15 protein-coding genes are annotated in these 18,700 nt (G+C 40.7%); 1 reads left to right on the forward strand and 14 read right to left on the reverse strand.

Annotated features, from left to right (window positions below):
- Window positions 1-81 precede the first annotated feature (81 nt).
- Together ACX27_RS14610 and ACX27_RS14615 are read right to left on the reverse strand one after the other, a co-directional pair.
- The gene (locus tag ACX27_RS14610) at window positions 82-2,259 is read right to left on the reverse strand and encodes a GUN4 domain-containing protein (protein WP_062293731.1); all 2,178 of its coding nucleotides are present in this window, start codon (window positions 2,257-2,259) and stop codon (window positions 82-84) included.
- Window positions 2,260-2,300: 41 nt separating this feature from the next.
- Window positions 2,301-3,641 carry an NAD(P)/FAD-dependent oxidoreductase gene (locus tag ACX27_RS14615; protein ID WP_062298346.1) on the reverse strand — a complete coding sequence of 447 codons (1,341 nt, stop codon included), beginning with the start codon at window positions 3,639-3,641 and terminating at the stop codon, window positions 2,301-2,303.
- Window positions 3,642-3,956: 315 nt separating this feature from the next.
- On the opposite strand from ACX27_RS14615, the gene ACX27_RS14620 reads away from it, so the two are divergent.
- Entirely contained in the window at window positions 3,957-4,442 is a 486-nt protein-coding gene (locus tag ACX27_RS14620) for a DUF2214 family protein (RefSeq protein WP_062293734.1), read from the forward strand.
- 62 nt (window positions 4,443-4,504) lie between these two features.
- On the opposite strand, the gene psbA is transcribed toward ACX27_RS14620, so the two are convergent.
- The 12 genes from psbA to ACX27_RS14680 all read right to left on the reverse strand — a co-directional run bounded on the left by psbA (window position 4,505) and on the right by ACX27_RS14680 (window position 18,140).
- A complete protein-coding gene (psbA, locus tag ACX27_RS14625; RefSeq protein ID WP_062293737.1) occupies window positions 4,505-5,587 on the reverse strand; it encodes a photosystem II q(b) protein in 1,083 nt (360 codons plus the stop codon).
- Window positions 5,588-5,741: 154 nt separating this feature from the next.
- On the reverse strand, window positions 5,742-6,086 hold the full coding sequence (locus tag ACX27_RS14630) for an ArsR/SmtB family transcription factor (protein ID WP_062293739.1): 345 nt from the start codon (window positions 6,084-6,086) through the stop codon (window positions 5,742-5,744).
- Between the two features lie 33 nt (window positions 6,087-6,119).
- Complete coding sequence (locus tag ACX27_RS14635; RefSeq protein ID WP_062293741.1) at window positions 6,120-6,992, reverse strand: sulfite exporter TauE/SafE family protein; 873 nt, start codon at window positions 6,990-6,992, stop codon at window positions 6,120-6,122.
- Entirely contained in the window at window positions 6,989-7,534 is a 546-nt protein-coding gene (locus tag ACX27_RS14640) for a rhodanese-like domain-containing protein (protein WP_062293743.1), read from the reverse strand. Before ACX27_RS14640 ends, ACX27_RS14635 begins: the two co-directional genes overlap by 4 nt.
- A 159-nt stretch (window positions 7,535-7,693) precedes the next feature.
- On the reverse strand, window positions 7,694-8,386 hold the full coding sequence (locus ACX27_RS14645) for an MBL fold metallo-hydrolase (RefSeq protein ID WP_062293745.1): 693 nt from the start codon (window positions 8,384-8,386) through the stop codon (window positions 7,694-7,696).
- Window positions 8,387-8,473: 87 nt separating this feature from the next.
- Entirely contained in the window at window positions 8,474-10,666 is a 2,193-nt protein-coding gene (locus ACX27_RS14650) for a PAS domain-containing protein (protein WP_062293747.1), read from the reverse strand.
- Window positions 10,667-10,804: 138 nt separating this feature from the next.
- Window positions 10,805-11,527 (reverse strand): dienelactone hydrolase family protein, encoded by a 723-nt coding sequence (locus ACX27_RS14655; RefSeq protein ID WP_062293749.1) that lies wholly within the window; start codon window positions 11,525-11,527, stop codon window positions 10,805-10,807.
- Between the two features lie 92 nt (window positions 11,528-11,619).
- Window positions 11,620-12,522, reverse strand: coding sequence for a helix-turn-helix domain-containing protein (locus tag ACX27_RS14660; protein WP_062293752.1), 903 nt, complete (start codon window positions 12,520-12,522; stop codon window positions 11,620-11,622).
- A gap of 245 nt (window positions 12,523-12,767) precedes the next feature.
- Window positions 12,768-14,168: a TolC family protein gene (locus tag ACX27_RS14665; protein WP_062293755.1), complete on the reverse strand. Its 1,401-nt coding sequence runs from the start codon at window positions 14,166-14,168 to the stop codon at window positions 12,768-12,770.
- 133 nt (window positions 14,169-14,301) lie between these two features.
- Window positions 14,302-14,973 carry an ABC transporter ATP-binding protein gene (locus ACX27_RS14670; protein WP_062293758.1) on the reverse strand — a complete coding sequence of 224 codons (672 nt, stop codon included), beginning with the start codon at window positions 14,971-14,973 and terminating at the stop codon, window positions 14,302-14,304.
- A 130-nt stretch (window positions 14,974-15,103) separates the two neighbouring features.
- Window positions 15,104-16,393: an ABC transporter permease gene (locus ACX27_RS14675; RefSeq protein WP_062293761.1), complete on the reverse strand. Its 1,290-nt coding sequence runs from the start codon at window positions 16,391-16,393 to the stop codon at window positions 15,104-15,106.
- A gap of 196 nt (window positions 16,394-16,589) precedes the next feature.
- Complete coding sequence (locus ACX27_RS14680; RefSeq protein WP_062293765.1) at window positions 16,590-18,140, reverse strand: efflux RND transporter periplasmic adaptor subunit; 1,551 nt, start codon at window positions 18,138-18,140, stop codon at window positions 16,590-16,592.
- Between the last annotated feature and the right edge of the window lie 560 nt (window positions 18,141-18,700).

The raw sequence follows: 18,700 nt of genomic DNA on the forward strand, positions 1-18,700 counted from the left end.
AAAACTATCTTAGGGATGATTATTTATAACAGGAGGCAGGAGGCAAAAATATTTTTCTAATTACATAGTTAGAAACGAGGTTTATCTTTTCGTTGTTTGACAAACTTCTAGGCGTAAGAACAGGTTAACGCATAATTGCCACCAATTAGCTGTAGCGATCGCACTATGCCATTCCCAAACACCTAAGACTTTGACGCGCCAAACCGACTCAAAAAAGCCAAAAAACGGTAAATGTCCCATCGGTGCATCTTCAGCCCAAGTGAGGTTGTCATAACTCAGCCAAGCATCTTTTAACCGCCAGCCAACTCGGTTAGCAAAATCAATGCAAGTTTCCGACGCTGCAACTTTGGCACTACCCAGCATTAAAGATAACACTGGGTCTGATGCAGAACTAGCAATGCTTTGGTAAATGCGTTGCTGGACACTGAAACCGAAGTTTCCGTGACTGTATTTTACCCACAGGCGATCGATAGTCAGTAAATCAACACAAGGTAAATTTTCTAAACTCTGCAAATCAAGGTGGCGTTGTTCTTCTCTTTGGGCGATTTTTAATATTATATTTGTAGTTTCGGCATCCGCTTCTAACCATCTACCAGCTTGTAATAAATCTCGTAATTGCGAGTAATCTATCCCTACAGATGAACTTAAATCATCATCTTCTGTTGGTTGAGTAGAACATTCAGTTACAAATGAATGCTTCTCTGGAAAAACTTCAATAATTCCTTGGGAACCAGATAACCAAAAGTATAATTTAACTTCACTAGATGCCAAATTGATTTGTAATTGGGTAATTAAACTAGCGGCTGTGAGTCCAGAAGATTGCTTATCTTGATTGAAGATGTCTAATAAAGTATTAGCAAAAATTTCACTTGAATTATCTGGTGCTGTACTAGCTATTAAACATTGTCCCGCATCTGTGCCTAGTTGTAATTCTTCTACCCAATCACGAATATTACTATTGGGAAAAGGACAATCTAAAATAATAATTTGTTGTGACTTACACAGGCGTAACTGTTTGCGTAACCAAGCACGATGAATCACGATATCATCAGCTAATACCAATACGGCTTCACCTGTGGATGTTTCTTGAATTTGTCCGCGTAAATATAAAAATATCGTGGCAGTTTCTTGGATTTGATATTCTTTGGGTGATTCCGAAAAAGATTCTGAAAGTAAGCATTTTTGGATGGCTTTGCGGACATCTGAATTTATACTATTGCCACGCCCGTTCCAATAATTAACTTCAAAATTACCAGAATTATTGAGTATCTTGATGAAAGCAGAAGCATTTTTAATCTGAGAAAATCCATCAATAATTAAACCTTGACGGGGATGACGTGTGGCACCTTTGTGATTTGGTTTTAGTCCTAAAATTACCTCACCTACACCTTCAACAATTCGCTTTGGTGTTTGTAAGGTATATTCGGAATGAATTTGATTTTCGCCTCTACCTTTTTTGAGTTGATTAATGACTCGTAATTGTTGATTAGCTTTATCTATATATGCCAGTGTTTGATGATAAACATAGCGGTATAATCCATCGGCTTCAATAATTCCTTGAGAATCGGCAGCTTCTCCGCGCAATCCGCGAATTAAATAGTAAGTAAAAACCCCGTGACCTAATTGAGGAAATTCCCAAGATTGTTGACCGCGATCGCAAGACAATAAAGCATAAAATCCCTTTCTTTTGGCAGCTCGTTGGCGGAGAATTTCTACTAATTCTTGTGTAGAATCCAGTAAAGGATTTTTTTCGCCCCTTGCGCCCACAAAGGTCAAATCACCACTATGACAAGCATCCAACCAAACTAACTGTTGTTGGGCGGCACTATTTTCTAATATTTGCAATAATTCTTGTAATTGCAAGCCAGTATCAATTAAATTATCTTGTTGAGTATCTTGCAAACACAAAACCACTTTTTTCTGAGATGGTTCTAACATTCCATGACCAGAAAAATAAACTAACACTGTATCTATAGCTTGAGCCGCCGCTGCAATTTCTTTTAAACTATTGCGGACATTTTCTAATAAAGGTAAATGCTCACTATAATCACAATAAACTCGCAATTCTTTTTGTGGAAATCCTGCCGTTGCTGCACTTAAAGCTGTGCTTAAACCTTGGCAATCTTGCGCGGAGTAACGTAAACAAGGTATGCGCTCATCTTGATATTGATTGACTCCCACTAACAACAGCCACAGTTTTGCTACACCAGTTTCTAGGTTGCGCGTAGAGTTACTAGTCCGAACACTTACTGGACACATCTATGAGAAGTTCCTCAATAAGAAAGCTAAGTGCATTGTATCTAGAGAAACCTATCATTGACAGATAATGTGTTTGGCTTATGGGCAATATCTTCTAAACTCAACCTGTGCGAATCTACAAGCGGTTCTACTAAAGATAAACCTAAAATTCGCAAACCCCAACGCTCAAACCAAGGTACAGACATCCCCAAACGCATTTTAGTTAAGAAAAATTTCTCAAACGCCAATTTCAGCCAACTTACCCAATGACCCCGTTTCGCTACAGCAATCCGGCGTTTTCCAGTTACAGAATCTGGTAATACTGGTGCAGATACAAAAACTATGCCGCGATCGCCAAAATCTGCCATACAAATTGCTTCTAGGGTTGCTGTAACTGGAGAGGCTTGAATTACTCCCAATTCTCTCGCAATGTTATGCGCCACAGCCATTCCCATTGCTTCGGTCATTTGTCCAGTTTTAGGTACACCAATTGGTATGGGTGTCTTTTCTGGTGGAGTTAACTGCACCACCACACCCAAACTATAAATTGAAGGAAATTTTGGATGTTGGTAGGTTGGTAAAGTGGGTATAAATCCTTTGTTGTCAGTTAATCCTGGTGTTGATTGTAAAAATGTTGCGCCGTGGAAAGGTGGAATGAGCATTGAGTATTGAAAAGGTAAAATCCGACCATCTGCTAAGGTAATCCTTTGTGGACTAATCTCGACAATAGCCTCATTTTCCAGACATTCAATATTTTGTTGCTGTAGTATTTGAGTCACATACTCAGCAGAATTTGTCATTCCTCCAATGCCCAAATGACCCGCATAGGGTTCTGGTGTAACTACAGTAATTGGTACTTTGTGACGCAAACCTTTTCGCCGCAAAACATAATCTGCTAGTAAAGCAAACTCATATAAAGGGCCAAAACAGCTTGCTCCTGGTACTGCACCAACTACCAAAGACCCCGGATTCTCAATAAATTTTCGCCATTCCTGTCGTGCTAATAAGGCGTGATGGGGATTACATACAGATTGGGTATAACCTTTTTCTGGGCCTAATCCTGGTACACTATCCAGTGCTAAGGATGCGCCTGTAGCAATCACGGCGTAGTCATAATCGATGGTTTTTCCCGCAATATTCAGGGTTTGGTTATGGGGGTCAAGATTTGTAACTTTTCCTTCTAGCCATGCAATTCCCCGCCCCCTAAGCAAATTTTCTATATCTAGTTGCACATTTTCTAAGGGGGTTAAATCTAAGGCTACCCAAGGTAGGGAGGGAATAAAGGTAAATTTGGGGTTGTCGGAAATCAACGTAATGCGATCGCATTTTGGTAATAAATGCCTTAGTTCATAAGCTGTTGGTAAACCACCAATCCCTGCACCGATTACGACGACGTGAACCATGTTTAATACTCCATTTTGAACATCTAGCACAGGTGCAAAATATAAATATTCACGCTTTGAATCACACTTAAGTTTTATCAGCTTAGTGGCTCAGATCCCCGACTTCTTTGAGAAGTCGGGGATCTTGTTGTTCACAAATGATTTAGGACTGCTATAGATGGCATTTGATACATTTCTGAATGAAGATGCAATTTATTGTTGTTGTAGAGACTTTATATAAAAGTCTCTACAGAATTTATAGAGTGCAGCTTCTTATAGCCATTCTATGAGAATTATTTGCCATATTTGTACATATATATTTTTCAAGGAAAAACAATGTGGGAAAGTGCAATTACAGCATATTTACATTATCTCAGCTTTATGCTTGCATTTGGAGCATTGGTAATTGAAAACCAAATGTTGAAAAAAGATATTAATCTAGCAGAAGCTTGGACAGTAGTTATGGCAGATGCCATTTATGGTTTATCTGCCATTACAATCGTTATTACAGGAATATTGAGAGTTATTTATTTTGGTAAAGGAGCTGATTATTATCTCAACAGTTCCGTGTTTTATATCAAGGTTGGCATCTTTATTTTAGTGAGTTTGTTGTCTCTTTACCCCACCTTTTCGTTTTTATCTTGGATTAAAAACCTGCGCGATAACAAACCACCTCATATTGAATTACCAAAATTACAGCGACTATCTTGGCTAATTAAAGGTGAATTAATTGGTCTTGCCTTCATTCCTTTATTTGCGGCGCTTCTAGCACGAGGAATTAAACTTTTTTTAACGCTGTGTTCTTTTTTAGAAAAAAACTAACAAAAAAACACCCTCTTTCTAAGGGTGCAAAGATAATATGACTCACCAAGCAAAACTGATAACTAACTAGCAATTACAGGTGCGGCAAGTGCAATTGGTTGAGGCTCACCAGATGCTAAGTCTAGAGGGAAATTGTGAGCATTGCGCTCGTGCATAACTTCAATACCCAGGTTGGCTCTATTCAGGAGGTCTGCCCAAGTGTTAATTGTGCGTCCTTGGTGATCCAAAATCGAGTTATTAAAGTTAAAACCATTCAAGTTAAATGACATTGTGCTGATACCTAAAGCCGCAAACCAAATGCCAATTACTGGCCAAGCAGCTAAAAAGAAGTGTAAGGAACGGGAATTATTAAAGCTGGCGTATTGGAAGATTAACCGCCCAAAGTAACCGTGTGCAGCTACGATATTGTAGGTTTCGCCTTCTTGACCAAATTTATAACCAATGTTGGCTGATTCGGCTTCAGATGTTTCCCGCACCAATGTGGAAGTTACTAAAGAACCGTGCATTGCAGAGAATAACGCGCCACCAAATACGCCTGCAACGCCAATCATGTGAAATGGGTGCATCAGAATGTTGTGTTCTGGTGAAAACACAATCATAAAGTTGAATGTTCCAGAAATTCCCAGCATCATCCCATCAGAAAAACTACCTTGTCCAATGGGATAAATCAACAATACGGCGGTTGCAGCTGCTACGGGAGCCGAAAAAGCTACAGGAATCCAAGGGCGCATTCCTAAGCGGTAACTCAATTCCCACTGCCTACCCATATAAGCATAGATAGCTAGTAAGAAGTGCAGCACAATCATCTGATAAGGGCCGCCGTTATACAGCCATTCATCTAGAGAAGCCGCTTCCCAAATGGGGTATAAGTGCAAGCCAATAGCGGCTGAAGTGGGAACTACAGTAGCAGTAATAATGTTATTGCCATACAACAGTGAACCAGATACAGGTTCTCGGATACCATCGACATCAACTGGTGGTGCGGCGATAAATGCAAGGATAAAAACGATCGCAGCAGTTAAGGCTGTAGGAATCAAAATGACTCCAAACCAACCAACATACATTCGATTTTCAGTACTGGTAATCCAGTTAGCAAATTTTTCCCATAAGTTGGCGCTACCGCGCTGATTTATAAGCGTTGTCATTGTTCTATGGATGTAAATGAAATGGTGCAAAATTAACAAGGCTCGCTTGTTAATTATTTACTATATAACTTGTTAGTAATATAGTCAAGTAAAAAATAAACGCAGTTTAGCAACCAAACTGCGCTTTATCAATGTTATGGAAAAGTGCTTGCTATCAACGGCTACGTAAGGCTTCTAGTTGTTTTAACTGCGCCGTTTGTTGTTCTAAACGAATTGAGAGGCGATCGCACACCAGTTCGCAGATTTCAAAAATTAAAGGGTCAACAATCTCATAGTAAATACTGACTCCTTGAGGTTGGCGGTGAACAATACCTGCTTGTGCCAAAATTTTTAAATGTTTAGACACATTGGCTTGTCCCAGTCCGGTAGCTTCAATAATTTCTGAGACATTTTTGCTACCTGATTTTAAACTGCACAAAACTTGGAGCCTGCTAGTTTCGGAAAGTACTTTAAAATAATCTGCAATTGGCCCAAGGGCAGCAGGTGAATTTTCTAACATACTCATGTCTAAATATATCTATCTACTATATTACTATATAGTATTGGTATTATGATTCTTGTTCGCAGAAATATAAAGTTGATCGCGAAGGTTCGGCGTGTATTCTGATACTTTGCTGGATTGAAAAGAATGGCGATTTTGGAACAGTACTAAAGCTGCAACTGCTAGTAAAAAATAGCCAAAGCTTTTTTGCAGTCTATGAGCAGGAACAAATTCTGCTAAATATGCGCCAACAATTGTCCCGGCACTAGCAGCCACAATGAAGGATAACATCAACTGCCAATTAAAAGAAATATGTCCCCAATAGCTCAAAAAGCCAGCAATTGAATTAAACACAATAATCAAGAGTGATGTACCAATTGCTTTTTTCATCGGTACTTTTCCCAAAAGCACTAAAGCCGGAACAATTGCAAATCCACCACCAACACCAATCAAGCCAGTGAGTATCCCGACACCTAATCCTTCAGTCATTAACCACAACCAGCAATACTTACAGACTGGTGGAGGATACAAAGCTAACTGATCATCTGGGGCGGTTTTTTGAGAACTACGACGAATCATGAATACTGCTGCAAATAACATCATGATGGCAAACAGCAGCATTTGGAAAGTTTCGGTGACAAAGGGTAGCAAGGCTACTTTTGCTCCGATAAATGCTCCCAGCATAGTGGCGGAACCAAAAATTAATGCTGTTTTCAACTGAATGTTTTTGGCTCGCCAGTGAGGAATGATACCCAACAAACTCACAGTCCCGATGATCGCCAAAGTCATAGCGATCGCAGATTTTGTTGGGATACCCATAACATAAACCAAAACTGGCAACGCCAACACCGAACCACCGCCACCAATCAAACCTAAACTCAACCCAATACAAGCAGCTAGGAAATGTCCAATTATCCAGGTCATACACTGCTCCGTTGATTATAAGGCAGTTTTGCTAGTAGCATTCCTAACGCACATGTATCTGTAATTCCCGCAAACATCAATCCGGCTCCGACAAAGCCACTGAGAATCAAGAACCCAGGAGAAACAAAAGCACCCAGCAATGTGCCTGTCACCACCAACGAACCTGCAACAATTTGCACTTGCCGCATCAAGCTAATTGGGGCATTTTGGTTAATTTTGGTGGGATAACCTGCGGCTTTCCAAGCTGTCATCCCGCCGTTAAGATGGGTGACTTGTGTAAATCCAGCATCAAATAGTTTTTGCGCCGCCATTGTTGAACGATTCCCAGAACGACAGTAGAGAACTACTTTGGTGTCTTGGGTTTGTGGCACTTTACGCGGATCAAATTTGGACAGAGAAATTAGTGTTGCATCTGGAATATGTTCGCCAGCATATTCAGATGGTTCACGCACATCTATTAAGGTGACAGTTTGTTGCTTGAGTAACTGTTGGAGAGTTTGAGCGTCAATGGTTTGTAATTTGCGTGTATGAGAAGTGGTCATTACTGTTTACCTTTGAGGAATATTTTTAAACGCAGAGATATGGTGAAATCTGAAAATTTTTTGTCTCAAGCAGAGGCGCAAAGAAAAGGATGCAGAGATTCTATAAATCTTCTCTAGCCTCTAGTCCCTAACCTCTACCTCTATTTCCCTTAATTACGATTACGCAGCAACATTACCGCAGCGTTGATTGGCGGGTACGGCTTCCATGATTTTTTTCGGGTTGGGTAAATTCAGGTTTGCCATTAATTGGATAAATTCTTCGCGGTTACCTCCTGCAAACCGAGGGTTACATTGTTTTTCTTCGCCAATGGTGGAAACTGTATGGCCGCGATAATCATGACCAGGATAGACTAGTGTTTCGTCGGGTAATGTGAATAATTTTTGAGTGACAGCATCGTACATCATTCCGGCGTTGCCACTCTGAAAGTCTGTTCTTCCACAACCACGAATAAACAGCGAGTCTCCGGTGAGTAGGTGAGTACCGTTCACTAAATAGGCATTATGGCTATCTGTATGACCGAGGGTAGCGATGGCTTCTACTTTGACGCTGCCTAATTCTATAACTTCGCCATCTTTCATAAATCTGTCTGCACATCCGGCTTGGGCATTCTCTGGCACAATTCCCAAACAACCTGTTATTTCCCGCAGTTTCGCTGTGCCAGTAATATGATCGGCGTGGATGTGGGTTTCTAAACAATATTTGAGAGTTAGTCCTAATTCTTGCAGCAATTGGCGATCGCGCTCCACTTGTTCTAACACCGGATCAACCAAAATCGCCGTTTTTGTGCCTAAATCAGCAATTAAATAAGTATATGTACTAGTCTCTACGTCAAATAGTTGGCGGAATAACATTATGCCTAAACCTCAGTAACATATTTATTCATAATATTACTATATAGTAATATCGCTTGACGCGTCCAGTATATTGACAAATATCACTTAAAATGCTTGTAATTCAAGAATTGTGCTGATTAACTGTTCTGGTTCGACAGGTTTAGAGATATGGCGATGGAAGCCAGCTTGAATGGCTTGTTGAGCGTTGAGTTCTCCAGCATAAGCAGAAAGAGCGATCGCTTTAATATTTCCCCCCTGGTCTGGCGGTAAACTTCGCACTTGCTTGATTAACATATAACCATCGACTTGGGGCATTCCAATATCACTTAACAAGATATCTGGTTGGAAATACTTCAAGGTTTGCAAGGCTTCTGTGGCAGAATTCGCCATTGCAACTTCTGCACCTTCCTGTTCCAGAACAAAAGCCACAAATTCACAGTTATCAGCATCATCATCGACGACTAAAAGCTTGATGTCATTTAAGCTTGAGGCTGACTCTGGTTGCTGACTGGGTTGATGTAATTGCTGGTAAGTAGGGATGAGTGGTAGTTTCAGCGTAAAAGTTGCGCCCAGTCCTTCTCCGAAACTCTGAGCCTGAACTGTGCCACCATGTAACTCAACTAAATAATGCACAATTGCTAGTCCTAAACCTAAACCGCCAAACTTTCTGGTTGTCGCACTATCAGCTTGACGAAAGTAATCAAAGACATAAGGTAAAAATTCGGGAGAAATACCTTTGCCATTATCATTGACCGTAATTTGAGCAAATGATTCTAAGCGTTCTAGACGAATTTCTACCTGACCGCCTGACGGGGTAAACTTGAGGGCATTAGATAGCAGATTCCACACAATTTGTTGTAAACGGTTAAAATCTCCAGCTACTTGTCCCACATTTGATGCCAGAATTGTCCGTATAGTAATTGACTTTGCTTGGGCTGCTAGTTTAACTGTTTCGATTGCACCTTTAATTACTGTGATCAAATCTACAGAAGCTACACTCAGACTAAGTTTGCCTTGTAAAATTTGAGAGATATCTAATAAATCTTCAATTAATTGGGCTTGGAGTTTGGCATTACGTTCAATTGTTTTAAGGGCTTCGGTGGTTTTTGCTGAGTCTAACTGTTGGGATTGTAGTAACCGTGACCAACCAAGAATCGGATTGAGGGGTGTACGTAATTCATGAGATAGGACAGCCAAAAATTCATCTTTAATGCGGTTGGCGGTTTCTGCTTGTTCTCTCGCGGCTTGTTCTTGTTGCAGCAGCAGAATACGTTGTTGTTCTAGTTGTTTTTGGTCTTCAATATCTGTAGCTGTTCCAAACCATTTAATTACCTGACCTTGGTCATTCTTTAACGGTATTGCTTGATGTAAATGCCATCGATATGTCCCATCGGCCCGACGCATTCTGCCTTCTGCTTGATAGTAACTGCCATTTTGTTGAGCCATTACCCAATTTTGAGTTAGTCTAGGTGCATCATCAGGATGAACCACTGCTTGCCAGCCTTCGGTGTTTGCTTGTGCCAGTGTAAACCCAGTAAAATTACACCAACGTTGATTGACATCAATCAGTACTCCGGTTGCATCGGCTGTCCAAACTAATTGGGGGATAGATTCAGCCAAATATCGATAGCGTTCTTCACTGTCCAACAAGGCTGCTTCCGAGAATTTGCGTTCTGTAATATCCAAAGCAATTCCCGTCATCCGAATAGGCTGATGATTGTCATCGTAAAAAGTTTTGCCAATGGCGGTTAGCCATCGTTCTCCTTTGTTGGGATGAAAAATGCGAAATTCTACATTTAGGTCAGTGCGGTTTTCTAGGGCTTGACGGGCTGCTTGATCAGTGCGATCGCGGTCTGGTTCAATGATCGATAAAATCCAGTTTTCATAAGAAGCTGGTGTCAAGGTAGGATCAAGACCATAAAGTTGATAATATTCTGCCGACCAAGTAACTTGATTAGTTGTAATTTCCCAGTCCCACACACCAGCATTAGCAGCTTGTTGAGCAATTCTCAGTCGCTCTTCACTTTGATAGAGTGTTTTTTCGGCTTGTTGACAGTGAGTCTTTACTAAAGCCTCAAATCTGCCGGGATGGTTTTCATTTGTGATGTGTAGAGTTGGTTGTTCCGGCTGAATAAAACTACGAGCAAACTGTTCAATCACTTCCGAGCGCGAAGTTCCTTGCTTTTTTGCATGTTCATCTAATAATTGCCATGCAGTGGCGGTTAGCGTCACACTAAATCGCTGTTTAGTTTCACCATCACAATTACTCACAAATTTACCTGCGCTATTCCGCTTCATAAGATAAGGCTCTGCCCGTATATATATCAGCCGTATACATATACGGTTATTTCTATTCAAGCCTAATTTTTCTGCATCACAATCTCTCTCAAGGAAGATGATTTTATATTTAATACTGCTCAGTTGATATTTAAGATATCAGCTATCTGGGTGTAGATATTTCGCAAAGAATTTCATTAATTCACACCAAGCATCTTCGGCTGCGGGTTGATGATAGTCTGAGCGTTCGTCACAGAAGAAACCATGCCCTGCGTAGGGATAAACCTTTAAGATGTACTCTTTGCCCAATTCTTGAAATCGAGTGTTGATTTGCTGGATGCGATCACTTGAAATAAAAAAATCTCTACCACCAAAAAATAAATACACAGGTATAGTAATATCTTGCACTGCTTCAATCCATTCATCTAAAACCATACCGTAAAAAGGAGCCGCCACTGTAATTTGGTGTGATAACTTGCAAGCGGTAAAAAAAGTCAATCCACCTCCCAAACAAAATCCAGTGACTCCAATTCGATTTGCATCAACATTTGGGAGAGACTTCAAATACATTAATGCAGCTAGAATGTCATTTTCCATTGACTGGCCAAAATCTAACCGCCCCATCATAACCATCGCCTGCTCTACTTGTTCATAACTAAATTTGTTATTGGGCAACTCACGGTAATATAAATCTGGTACTAATACCTCATACCCTTGATTGGCAATTCGGACAGCGACATCTTGAATGTGTGGGGTGACTCCAAATGCCTCCATCAGCAGCAAAATAGCGGGTTTACGTCCGGGTTGAGTTGGTGTGATTAACACAGCAGGCATTTGCCCAGATAGTGTAGAAATTAGCACCTCAGTTTTTGCAATTCTCATCTTCTTTTTTCACTAGAGTCTACTGATAGCTTAAGAAGCCAGCAATTCAGACTTATAGAAAAAAGTTGCGAGATTTTAGTAAAATCTTGTGGTTAATCTTGCAGTAGTTGTTTGGGTGTGACACCAAACCTGCGTTTGAAACACCTCGTCAAATGGCTCTGGTCAGAAAAACCCGTTCGGGCTGCAATCTCTGCAATACTCATTTCGCTGCTTTGTAATAAATACTTGGCTTGTTCAAGACGACATTGCAAAATATATTGGTGGGGTGTAATTCCCATAGATTGTTTAAAAAGCCGAAGAAAATAATAAGGGCTGAGTTGGGTGATGGTGCTTAATTCAATTAATTTCAAATCCTGATGAAGATGCTCATGAATATACTGTGTTACTTGTCGTAAGGCGGATTGAGATAAACCTTGTGAATAACTAGAGAGCTTAGGCTTGGTAACACAGTAGTTGCGTAATAGATGAATTGCTAATGTTGTTTGCAGACTATCAATCAGCAAATCACCACCAAATTTACTCAATTCTACTTCCTGCCTTAAAGTGATAAAAATGCCTTGAATTAAAGCATCAGACTGACTCATACACTGGGGGATAAGTTCGATGTGATCTGCTGCTACTAAATCTTGACCAATCTGCTTTAGTAGAATAGGCTCAATTGCCAAAACTATAAACTCAACTGAGGTATTCCAGTTACAACGGTGGGAAATTTGAGCAGGAATGATTGCACAATCTCCCTGTTTGCGTGTTTCATGGTAAAGCTTACCGTCTAACCACCGTTCTCCGGTGGAGCATAAAGGTAAATTGGCAGAAGTCGGCGCATAAGCAATCACATGGGTTGTGTGTTGATGTTCAGCAATTTCAAATTTAGGCTGTTGAAAAACCTCCAGGTGTAAATTCCGCCAACCTGCGCTTGATAACACCGAAGGTTGGGGCAGAAGTGAATCTGCTGCATTCGGTTGACGGTAATCTAGTTTGATGGCTTTTTCCAACATTTTGCTTGGTATGAAAAGCTGACCTTTAGCGGATAGGTTATACCAATTCACAATTCGCAATGACGCGACGCTCGTTCCTCGCTAACGCTTCGCTATCGCAGGCTCGCTACCGCTACGCTAACGCAATTGATAAATCCTGACTTGACAAGGGTTTCTGGGTTTGGATCTGTATCAGAATTTTAGTGAAATGGTATTAGAAGCCCACAAGAGTTATGTTTATGCACTACTTTAGTCTTGCTGCACCACTAAGGCAAGGTTCTTGCACTCACAGTCCGTTGGAGATTAGCTAAAGCCCGGTTGTAATCTAAAATTGCGGTGACTCGATTACCTTCGGCTCTGGTTAAGTCATTTTCCGCTTCGATGACTTCTGTTTGTGTACCAACACCAGCTTGATATCTAATTCTGGCGATGTTTAGTGCTTCTCTAGCTTGTTCTAAACCCACACTAGAAGTCTGCACATTATCTAAATTAGAACGTAGTTGAGCGTAGTATTGTTCAACATTAAAGCGAATTTGGTCACGCTGATTGGCAAATTGAGTTTCGGCGATCGCTATATTAGCTCTAGCTTGCGCCGCTCTAGCTCTAGCTGCTCCACCATCAAATAAATTTGTACTGGCTTGCAGTCCAATAGAATAACCATCAGTGACGCTGGCAGTATCATTAAAGCGATCGAGTAAGTTATAACTTGTTACTAAACTAACTTGCGGTCTTACCTGCGCTAGTGCCTGTCGTCGCTGTTGTTCGTAAATGTTTCTTTGGGCTACTTGTTGGCGCAATTCTGGGCGATTTTGAAAAGCTTCAATAATAGTTTGTTCTAAGGTTGGTTGCCAAAGACCTGCTAATGCCACTGTATCTGCTGCTGTAATATCTACTAACTGGGGTAAACTGAGCAATGTCCCAAACTGACGACGGGCAATTTGCTGGTCTGATAGGGAATTAGTTAAATCTTGTTGAGCATTAGCCAAGTTTACCTGAGCTTGTAGTACATCAAATCTTGTCCCTACACCCGCTCTTTCTCTGGCTTGAGCATCTTGTAAACTGGCTTGAGCATTGGCTACCGCAGATTGATTAATTCGGACTTGTTCATCAGCTTGCTGCAAATTGTAATATTGAGTTTTGACATTTAGTTCAATTTCTCTAGATTGGTTTTCAACATCTAACTCATCTATGCGTAACTGTTCTTCGGCTTCTTTGATAACCGCTTGACGATTACCGGATGTGTAGAGGTCATAATTCAGTTGTGCTGTACCGTTAAACGAAGTACTAGGTTGAGAATCATTACTACTAAAGCCATTACCACTATTTGTCACACTCCCATTAATATCAAGACTAGGAAACAAACTCGCTTGAGATTCTCTCAGTGCCGCACGACTGCGTTCTAACTCTAAAATTGTGACTTGTAAAGTACGATTATTGCGTCTGGCTAATTCTAAAGCCTGTGACAAACTCAAAGGTACAGTTTTTTGAATCTGCACCTCTTCTGGTTTAGTGGGAAATTGTAGCGGATTAGCACTAGGATTTAAATTTGTGGTGGGAATTTGTGGTGTTGTCTGCGGTGGAGTTTGAGCGTTGATGCTTTTTGGTACAGCAGAAATTAACAGAGCGATCGCTACAAAAATCCAGGTAGAATGCACAGAAGATAGCATAAGGGTTACTGAAAATAGGGAGTAGGGAGTGGGGAGTAGTTAATAAGTTTAAATTACTTAATTTTGTCTGACTATCACCTGAGTGAATGATATCCGCGTACATCTGCGGTTAATTATGCTGTAATTACCCAACTCAACCAACAATTAAACCATCTTGGACGCGAATAGTTCTTTTCGTTTGCGCCGCAATATCTGGTTCATGGGTCACAATCACAATTGTGATACCTTGCTCATTCAGTTCTGTGAGCAAATTCATAACTTCATAAGAAGTTTCTGTATCTAACGCACCTGTTGGTTCATCTGCTAAAACTAATGCTGGTCGATTAACTAAAGCACGCGCGATCGCTACTCGCTGTTGTTGTCCTCCAGAAAGTTGACTCGGACGGTTGAGAATGCGTTCAGCTAATCCTACTCTTGTTAAAGCTGCTAAAGCTCTTTCCCGACGTTTGCGTTTGGGTAAATTAGCATAAACCATCGGTAACATTACATTTTCTAGTGCTGTTGCTCTTGCCAATAAATTAAATTGTTGAAACACAAAACCTATCCTTTGATTGCGGATATAAGCTAATTCATCGTCATCAAAAGTAGTTAAGTTTCTGCCTTCAAAAATATAGTTACCATTGGTAGGTCTATCTAAACATCCCAGAATGTTCATGAGTGTCGATTTACCCGAACCTGAAGCACCCATAATTGCAACATATTCCCCCTCTTCAATTGATAAGTGAATACCTTTGAGAATCGGAACACTCATTTCTCCGAGTTTGTATGTTTTTGTGATAGATTCCATCCAAATCATTGTAGTCATATTTTTGAGTGCTGAGTAATGAGTGCTGAGTGAAAATCTTAGTTATGGAGTAATTTTATTTAATATATGAATAGAAAAGACAAGGGAGACAAAGCGGACACGGTAGAAGTTTTCATTTTAAAAAATGAATTTAATCACTTCGTAAAGCTGTAATCGGGTCTAATTTCGCAGCATTACGAGCGGGAATTACACCAGCAACTAAACCAACAAATAACGAAAGTCCAAAACCCACAATTACTGATGCCACAGAAATTACAAAGGGAAATTTAAAAATACTTGATGCGCCAAAGGCAATTAAAATACCACTGCCCATACCAATACCACCACCGACAATAGAAATCACGATCGCCTCAGCTAAAAATTGATTGAGAATCGCTGAATTAGTTGCTCCGACTGCTTTACGAATGCCAATTTCTCTGGTTCGTTCTACTACAGAAACTAGCATAATATTGGCAATACCAATGCCACCGACTACCAGAGAAATCCCGGCGATCGCTACTACCATAATCGTAAATAAACCGACAACATTAGTAAAGGTACTAACAATATCAGCTTGATTCGTAATCCGAAAATCATCAGGTTGGGGGGGATAGATTTCGTGACGCAAGCGCAAAATATTAGTAACTTGAAATTGCGCCGCTTCTAACTTATCTTGATTACTAGATTTGATTAAAATACCATTTACCGAAACACCAGTTAAAGCATTATTTCCGACTAATCTTCCCGACATACTAGTTAAGGGAATAAAAATTTGGTCATCTCTATCCATCGGCCCTTGAGCGCCTTTCGGTTCCATAATGCCAATGACTTCATAAGTTTCTCCCTGAATCCGAATTTGTTCACCAATGACTTGAGTACTATTGCCAAATAATGTCCTTTTGACTGTCGGCCCAATCACTGCCACTTGCTTACTAGAATCGAGTTCTTCTTGGGTGAAAAATCGCCCTTCTTGGGGATGAGTATTGCGTGCATCGGGATAATTTAAGTCTGTACCGTAGATTGTGGTGGAAGTATTTTCGCCACCATATACTACTTGAGCATTTCTTTGCAGATATGCTGAAACCAAATCGGCTGATGGTGCTTGTTGAGCGATCGCTTTGGCATCTTCCCAAGTTAAAGTACTGGTAGAACCCACACCTTGACGGATATTTCCACTCCTGGCTGCACCCGCTAAAACTTGCAATACATCTGTTCCTAGTGCTTGAATTTGGTTCTCAACACTTTTCTGCACCCCTTGACCAACAGAAGTAATCGCAATCACAGACGCAATACCAATAACCACCCCTAGCATCGTCAACCCTGTGCGTAATTTATTACTCCACAGCGTTTCTACAGCCATTGATATGATTTCAGTCAACGGCACTGTAGACTTACTAGGTCTTTTTTGAATTTTGGGAATTTTAGATAAACTCTGAAGCATATTAACTTAGAATGGCGTAAATATTTGTAGTTTGGGAAAGGCAGGAGGCAGGAGGAAAGAGGGTTTTAGTTTAACGAACTTTTCTTCACATAGTTTTGTTTTTTTCCACAAGCTTATTTAGCAATCCTCAATAATTCACAAATATCTCTCCCTTGTCTCCTTTGTCCCCCTTGTCCCCCCTATCCCTCCTTCAACATTACCGAGGAGAACGACCACCGCCACCAGAAGAACGGCCGCCGCCACCACCAACACCAGGAAATACTCCTCCCCGTGGCGTTGACTGGGGTCTTGAACCGGGCGGGAAACTTAGCAAGACTTTTTCATCACCTGTTAATCCAGACTTCACTTCTGTAAAGTTATTCACAGTCACGCCAGTTTCAATGCGGGTGAATACAGGTTGATCATTCGCTCCTAAAACATACACGCCTGTGGCTCTTTCTCGGCGCACAACTGAGGCGGTGGGGACGACTAAAGCATTTTCTAGCTCACCAACTTGAAATTCTGCATCGACATTCATCCCTGACCGGAGTAGGTTTTCTGGGTCAGAGAGAGAGGCTTTCACCTGAAAACTAGTCACGTTCTGCTCGACGGTTGCTTGCGCCGCAATTTGACTGACTTTCCCCTCAAAAACCTTTCCTGGGTAAGCATCAGCTTTAATTGTCACTGGTTGACCAAGGCGAATTTTGGCAATGTTTGATTCTGATAAATTGGCGACAACTTGATTCACCGAGGCTAAAGCCAAAATCGAAGAAGAAGTGGCGGAAGAAACAGAACTACCTGAAGTTGTGGGAGTTACGAAAGCGCCAGGATCAGCGAATTTTTGCGTTACCACACCATCAAAAGGTGCGCGAAGAATAGTGTCGTTGATATCCGCTTGAATGTTTTGCAGTGAACCACGAGCGGAAATAACTTGAGCGCGAGCAACGTCAATATCTTCTGGGCGGTTTCCGGCTTTTAGTAATGCCAAAGCTTCTTGTCGCTGTTTCACGGTCGCCCTAGCTTGTTGAATATCTTCTGAACGTGAACCAGCTTGTTGTAAGGCTAATGCTTGTTGCGCTTCATTAACTTGGGCTTGGGCGCTGTCACGGGCTGACCGTTTTTGAATCACTGTTTGCAGGGAAATAGCCCCAGAGTTATATAGCTGTTGATTACGCTTTAAATCATCCTCGGCTTGAACTAAGCTGGCTTGGGCGCTTCTTAACCTTGCTTGGGCTTGGGCAATATCTTGGGGACGGTTCCCGGCTTCGACTTTTTGCAGATTTGCTTCGGCTTCGTCGAGTTGGGCTTGGGCTTGGGCGATATCTTGAGGACGATTCCCGGCTTGGGCTTTTTGCAGATTGGCCTCGGCTTGGGCTAACTGTCCTTGGGCTTGTACTAAACTACCCCGCAGGTTGGAATCATCCATATAAGCGAGAATTTGTCCTTTTTTGACCGAATCACCTTCTTTAACCAGCAAGGTTTTGAGTACACCCGAATTTTTCGGACTAACGTTAATGGAGCGTTCCGGTTTGACTGTACCATTAGCCGAAACTGCGATCGCTAAATTTCGTCTCTCTACTGATTGTGTTAATATCTTTTGCCTAGCTTCTTGGCGCGGCACTACCGCCACTCGATAATAAACTCCATAGCCAATTCCACCCAACAGACCGAGCATGAGTAACCACAGTAACCAATTATACTTTTTTCGCTGTTTCTGTTCTAAAGGTAGAGCTGATGAATCTACAGGGTTTGATGTATCAAGTTTCATAACTGTGTCCGTTGTCCAAAATGGCTACCAAGCTAGTTATCTAAGTCCCAGCACTTAGATGCTCGGACTTTAAATTGTCTAATCTTATACTATCTTTATAGTGACTATATAAGCAGAAGATTTAAAGTTTGCATTTTATTATCAGCTAAAACGGACTGTTTTTTTATATGACTAAAGTCACTAATAATTTTTCATTCGTATGTGACTAAAGTCATTAATTGATGATGAAATTAATGACTTTTAATTTCAGAATTGAAGTTAATTTAATAGATGTTTAATTAAACTTCTATTTATTGTCAATCTATATTTAGGAAGAAAAATTTAAAATTATTAGTTTTCTATTACTTTAACTATCAGAATATTTTTAACCAAAGAAGTTGATATCTTAAAACTACGCTGATAAATTAATTAAAAATAGAAGTTATACAAAAACTGGGATAAAACTGTTCAGTCTTACCCCGTGGGAAGGTAGAGCTTACGCCCATATAAGTGTTATCAGAAAATACAAAAAGTAAGAATTCAAACTCCAGGTTAAAAAGTTTATTACTCCTGCTTTCTGC

This window comes from Nostoc piscinale CENA21 (genome assembly GCF_001298445.1).
GTDB classification, from domain to species: Bacteria; Cyanobacteriota; Cyanobacteriia; order Cyanobacteriales; family Nostocaceae; genus Nostoc_B; species Nostoc_B piscinale_A.